Consider the following 4763-nt stretch of genomic DNA (forward strand, 5'->3'; position numbering starts at 1 on the left):
TCAGACATAAAAGAGAGGTTCTCATGATCAGACTCATCGCTGCCGGGCTTGTCGCGGTGTTTGCGGCCGGATGTGAGACCGACCGGTCCACGCAGCCGGCGAGCGGGGAGCAGGCCGATGCAGAGGCGGAGGCGGTCGTGCAGGAAGAGGCCATGCAGATCATCGGGTCGCTCGTCTATCGCCAGCGTATTGCGCTTCCGCCCGGCGCCGTTGCCACGATCACCGTGTTTGAAGACGGTCCGCAGGATGCCGCGCTGGATGAGGTGGCCTCCGAGAGTTTCGCGCTGAATGGCCGGCAGGTGCCGATCCCGTTCGAAGTGACTGTCGATCCCGCGATCGAGCTGGCTGGCAATGGCCTCTCCCTGCGCGCCACGATCGACAATGCAGAGGGCGAGCTGATCTGGACGAGTGATACCGCCTATGTGTTCGAGCGCACTGAAGGGGTTTACGAGTTGGGAGACGTGCTTCTCGCGCCGGCCGGGCCAACCGGGGCAAGCCTTGAAGACCTCACCTCGAAGGAGTGGATGGTCGCGACGATCAGCGGCAAGCCTGTCCAGTCCGGCACAAAAATCACGTTCAGTTTCGAAGACGGCGGCCAGATCCGGGGCAATGGCGGCTGCAATGCCTTCAATGGCAGCTACGACTACACAGACGGCACGCTGTCTTTCGGCCCTATGGCGATGACGCGCAAAGCCTGCGTCGGACCCGTGATGCAGCAGGAGCAGACCTTCGTGAACGTGCTGTCCAAGGCGACATCGGTCCGCTTCAACGGGTCGGACACATTGTTGCTGCGCACGCCGGAGGGCGAGACGATTGCGGCGCGGTAGGCCGGGCCCATCCCGAGAGCAGGCGACTGGCTGTCATTGTTGTGAAAGCGCCCGCTCGTGGTTCGACTTCGCTCACCATGGCGGGCTATTTCTGACGTCTGTAAAAGGCGGCTCGCACAACAGTCGAACCAGACGAAACGCTATCCCCCTTACCTCCGGGAGGATCGGGGTGGGGCTGCCCCCGATCGCTTCTAATTCGTCGCGGGCGCGCCCATGAGTTCATTGTCAGTGGCCGAGGCGTCATAGGACACGGGCAGATTGCGCACGCGGACATAGGACACGACCCGGTCGACCCCGCCGACGACGCTGGCGCGTTCGGCGGCTTCCTGCAGCTCGGCATCCGACTGGGCGATGCCCATCAGATAGACGACCCCATTATAGGTCTCGATGTTGTAGTTGACGCTTTTCACCGCCTTGGCGGCGATCAGCGAAGCGCGGACACGCGCGGTGATCAGCTCGTCCGAGGCATTGGCAAAAAAGCCGCCGGGCTGTTCGATGACGATCTCGTTGGCGACATCCCTTACCCGGGTCGAACTCCAGGCGATGTCCTCAGCGCGCACGCGCTGCTCAGGGCTGGCGACGCGGCCTGACAGGAGCGCAAGGCCCTGGGCAACTTCGACATCGACCTCGCCAAAACCGCCTTCGCTGAGCAGCTTGGTCTTGATTTCGTTGGACGCGGTGGAGTCGTCGACGGCCTCACCAAGCGTGCGGTCCTGGACAGACGCAACGCCGACGGCGCCCGCCGTGCCGAGGACGGCAGCGGCGCAGCCTGAGGCGAGAATTGGCGCGGTCAGGGCCAGCGCGAGGAGGGATGATCTGAGCATGGGTCAAATCTCTTTCTACATAATTCAATGAGTATGGCCTAGAACCGGGTTGGGGCGAAATGTGGGCGCCAGTGATTACGGAAATGTATTGGCAAGTGATGTGGCAAAATCGCCACAAGATCGAACCGCCAATCGCAGCCTGAGAGGTGGGTCTGGCCGGCCATCCAGCTCTCTGCGGCGCGGTTGATGCGCTGCCAGGCCTTTGATGTTACGGCCGTTTCAGCCGCATGGCGGGTGTTGCGGGCTTTCACTTCGATGAAGGCGACCGTATTGCCGCGACGCGCAATGAGATCGATCTCTCCGACTGGCAGGCGAAGGCGTGTTTCGAGGATGCGATAGAATTTGAGGCGCAGCCAGAGCGCGGCCATCGCTTCGGCCCGCCGGCCGCGCCGCTCAGCCGCCTTTCGGGACGCCTCAGCCATTGTCTTTCAGCGCGAGGGCCCGCTGATAGGCCTCGCGTTTCGAAATGCCGAAGGCGTCTGCCACATCATTTGCCGCCTTTTTCATCGGTGCCTCGGCCATGGCTTTGACGAGGGCTGCATCAATGTCGGCTTCATCGGGCGCTTCTTCGAGCGGCGGGCCAACAAGAATGACGATCTCCCCCTTGGGCGGGCCATGTTCGGCGTAATGGGCGGCAAGCTCTGCCAGCGTGCCGTGGCGCGTCTCCTCGAACAGCTTGGTCAGCTCGCGCGCGACTACAGCTGAGCGGTCCGCGCCGAGCGTCTCGGCGAGGTCTGAGAGACACGCGGCAAGGCGCGAGCCACCTTCATAGAAGACGAGCGTTGCCGGCACCGATTTCAGCACTTCGGCCTCCTTGCGCCGCTGGCCGGATTTTACGGGCAGAAAGCCGCAGAACATGAACCGGTCGCTCGGCAGGCCGGACGCCACAAGGCCTGCGAGCAGGGCAGAGGCGCCCGGCACAGGGATGACCTTGATGCCACGCTCGACCGCTTCATGCGCGAGCTTCCAGCCCGGATCGGACACAAGCGGCGTGCCCGCGTCCGAAATCAGTGCGATCACCGCGCCGTCTTCCAGCTTTGAAAGAATGCCGGGGCGCCTCTCTGCCCCATTATGGTCATGGTAGGCACTCAGTTTCGCGCGAATACCATGCGCATCTAGCAGCTTGCGGGCGACGCGTGTGTCTTCGGCCAGAACTTCATCAGCCGCGGCCAGCGTATCGAGCGCGCGCAAGGTAATATCACGCAGATTGCCGATCGGCGTGGACACGATATAGAGGCCGGGCGCCGGGCGGGTTTTGCCGTGTTGCGCGGCGCCTGCCTCAGCACTAGTCTCGCCTGTGGGGCGACTCGTTGCCGGAATGGAAGGATCTTTGGATGACATCTTGGGCACCATCGCGCTTTGCAGGCCTCGCGCCAAGCCTTGTTCTGACAGCTTTTCTTGCGCTTGCAGGCTGTGCCACAGGCCCGAGCCAGCCGCCAGCGCCGATCTCAACCGGCCAGCCGCGTGTCGAGCCCGAACGCGAGACTGTCGATCGCGGCGATGAGCGGCGAGGGAGCGTCCATGACAGCGCCATACTGGCCGATGTGAATGGCATGCCGCTGCCGAAGCCCGGCCGGTTCACGCCTGAATATCTGCAGGGCCGCGACATTGTCCGCGCCGGTGTATTGCTGCCGTTCTCGCACCCGAACGCCAATGTGCGCGCCGAAGCCGAAGGCATGCTGGCAGGCATCGAGATGGCCCTGTTCGATCATGCCGATCAGGAATTTGTTCTGCTGCCCAAGGATACGGCAGGCTCGCAAAGCGTGGCCGTGGAAGTGGCCCACGAAGCCCAGCGCGAAGGGGCAGAATTCTTTCTCGGCCCGCTCTTCGGCTCGAATGTTGCGGTGCTGAATACCGACATGGCGCTCGCCGGCATGCCGATTGTCGGCTTTTCGAATGACCGCACTGTTGCTGGCGGCTCGACCTGGCTCGCCTCGATCACGCCGGAAGAAGAAGTTCGCACCCTGGTCGAATATGCCGTCTCTCGCGGCATCCGGCAGTTTGCCTATTTCGGCCCGCAAAGCGATATCGGATCTCGCATCCAGTCCGCGCTTCAGTTCCACGTCCAGATGGCGGGCGGCAGTCTTGTGTCGAGCGCCTATTATCCGGCCGGGGAAGGCTCACCGACGAGCGAAGCGCAATATCTCGCCAAATCGATCAATCAGGCGAGCGCCAATGGCCGTGTCGCCGTTCTGATCCCCGAGCGCGGCACGCAGCTGCGCCGGGTTGCGCCGCTGCTGGCTTATTATGGGGTCAGCCGCAGCGTGAAACTGATGGGCCTGAGCGGCTGGAATGATCCTGGCATCTGGCGCGAGCCATCGCTGTCGGAGGGCTGGTTCGTTGCCCCGCCGCAGGCCGATCTGCAAGCCTTCGAGTCTCGCTATCGCCGGATCTACGGACAGGCGCCGAGCTCGCTTGCCTCGCAGGCCTATGATGCGGCTGCGCTCGCCATGCAGCTTGCCAAGGATGGTGAGCTTGATCGCGAGGAGCTGACCGAGCGTGACGGCTTTTACGGGCTGAACGGCCTGTTCCGCTTCGCGCCAGACGGCACCAGCGAGCGTCAGCTTGCCATCTATGAAATCTCGTCAGAAGGCGCAGAGGAAATCCAGCCAGCCGGACAGAGCTTCGAGCCGGATATCGGGTAGGTCTTAACCTCGATGGGGTCCCACCCCGACCGTCTCCGGAGGCGAGAGGGCGCAATCCGAAATTTGTAGAGAAACGCCCGCTCGTGGTTCGACTTCGCTCACCATGGCGGGCTATTTCTGACGTCTGTAAAAGGCCGCCATGGTGAGCGTCCTTCGACAGGCTCAGGAGGGGGGTCGAACCACAAGGCCGCTGGCAAGACATCCGAACCCCACGCAACATCCTGCCCCTGTGGCGGGCGGGGGCAGGCTCACCCTAATCGTCCTTGCCGATCGGTTCCGGCAGGCCAAGCAGGCGTCTGGCGGCGCGGCGGTGTTTGGGCTGGATATGGGCACCGACAATGCCGAGCGCGGTTGCGAGCACGGTGGCGTCATCGGTAAAGCCGAGGCCGACGATAATGTCGGGCAGCGCGTCTGTCGGCACGACGAAATAGCCGAGGGCAGCGAACAGGATCGCCTTCACTTTCTTG

Annotated in this window: 6 protein-coding genes; 2 read left to right on the top strand and 4 right to left on the bottom strand. The window is 63.1% G+C overall.

From position 1 onward, the window contains the following. Positions 1 to 23: 23 nt before the first annotated feature. Positions 24 to 827: an META domain-containing protein gene (locus WA989_RS11555; RefSeq protein WP_424340652.1), complete on the top strand. Its 804-nt coding sequence runs from the start codon at positions 24 to 26 to the stop codon at positions 825 to 827. A 191-nt stretch (positions 828 to 1018) separates the two neighbouring features. On the opposite strand, the gene WA989_RS11560 is transcribed toward WA989_RS11555, so the two are convergent. From WA989_RS11560 to rsmI, 3 genes are read right to left on the bottom strand one after another with little or no spacing between them, the layout of a single operon-like run. Next, positions 1019 to 1651: a BON domain-containing protein gene (locus tag WA989_RS11560; protein WP_424340653.1), complete on the bottom strand. Its 633-nt coding sequence runs from the start codon at positions 1649 to 1651 to the stop codon at positions 1019 to 1021. Between the two features lie 38 nt (positions 1652 to 1689). Continuing rightward, positions 1690 to 2073: a YraN family protein gene (locus tag WA989_RS11565; protein WP_424340654.1), complete on the bottom strand. Its 384-nt coding sequence runs from the start codon at positions 2071 to 2073 to the stop codon at positions 1690 to 1692. After that, complete coding sequence (gene rsmI, locus WA989_RS11570) at positions 2066 to 2992, bottom strand: 16S rRNA (cytidine(1402)-2'-O)-methyltransferase (RefSeq protein ID WP_424340655.1); 927 nt, start codon at positions 2990 to 2992, stop codon at positions 2066 to 2068. The genes WA989_RS11565 and rsmI overlap by 8 nt, the downstream gene beginning before the upstream one ends. Between rsmI and WA989_RS11575 the strand changes: the two genes are divergently transcribed. Further along, entirely contained in the window at positions 2986 to 4296 is a 1311-nt protein-coding gene (locus WA989_RS11575) for a penicillin-binding protein activator (RefSeq protein WP_424340656.1), read from the top strand. The two genes, rsmI and WA989_RS11575, sit on opposite strands and share 7 nt — an antisense overlap. Positions 4297 to 4549: 253 nt before the next feature. Here the strand turns inward: WA989_RS11575 and WA989_RS11580 are convergent. After that, a partial coding sequence (locus tag WA989_RS11580; RefSeq protein ID WP_424340657.1) for a YkvA family protein occupies positions 4550 to 4763 on the bottom strand: 214 nt, incomplete at its 5' end.

It is taken from the genome of Henriciella sp., assembly GCF_049649345.1.
Lineage (GTDB): Bacteria > Pseudomonadota > Alphaproteobacteria > Caulobacterales > Hyphomonadaceae > Henriciella.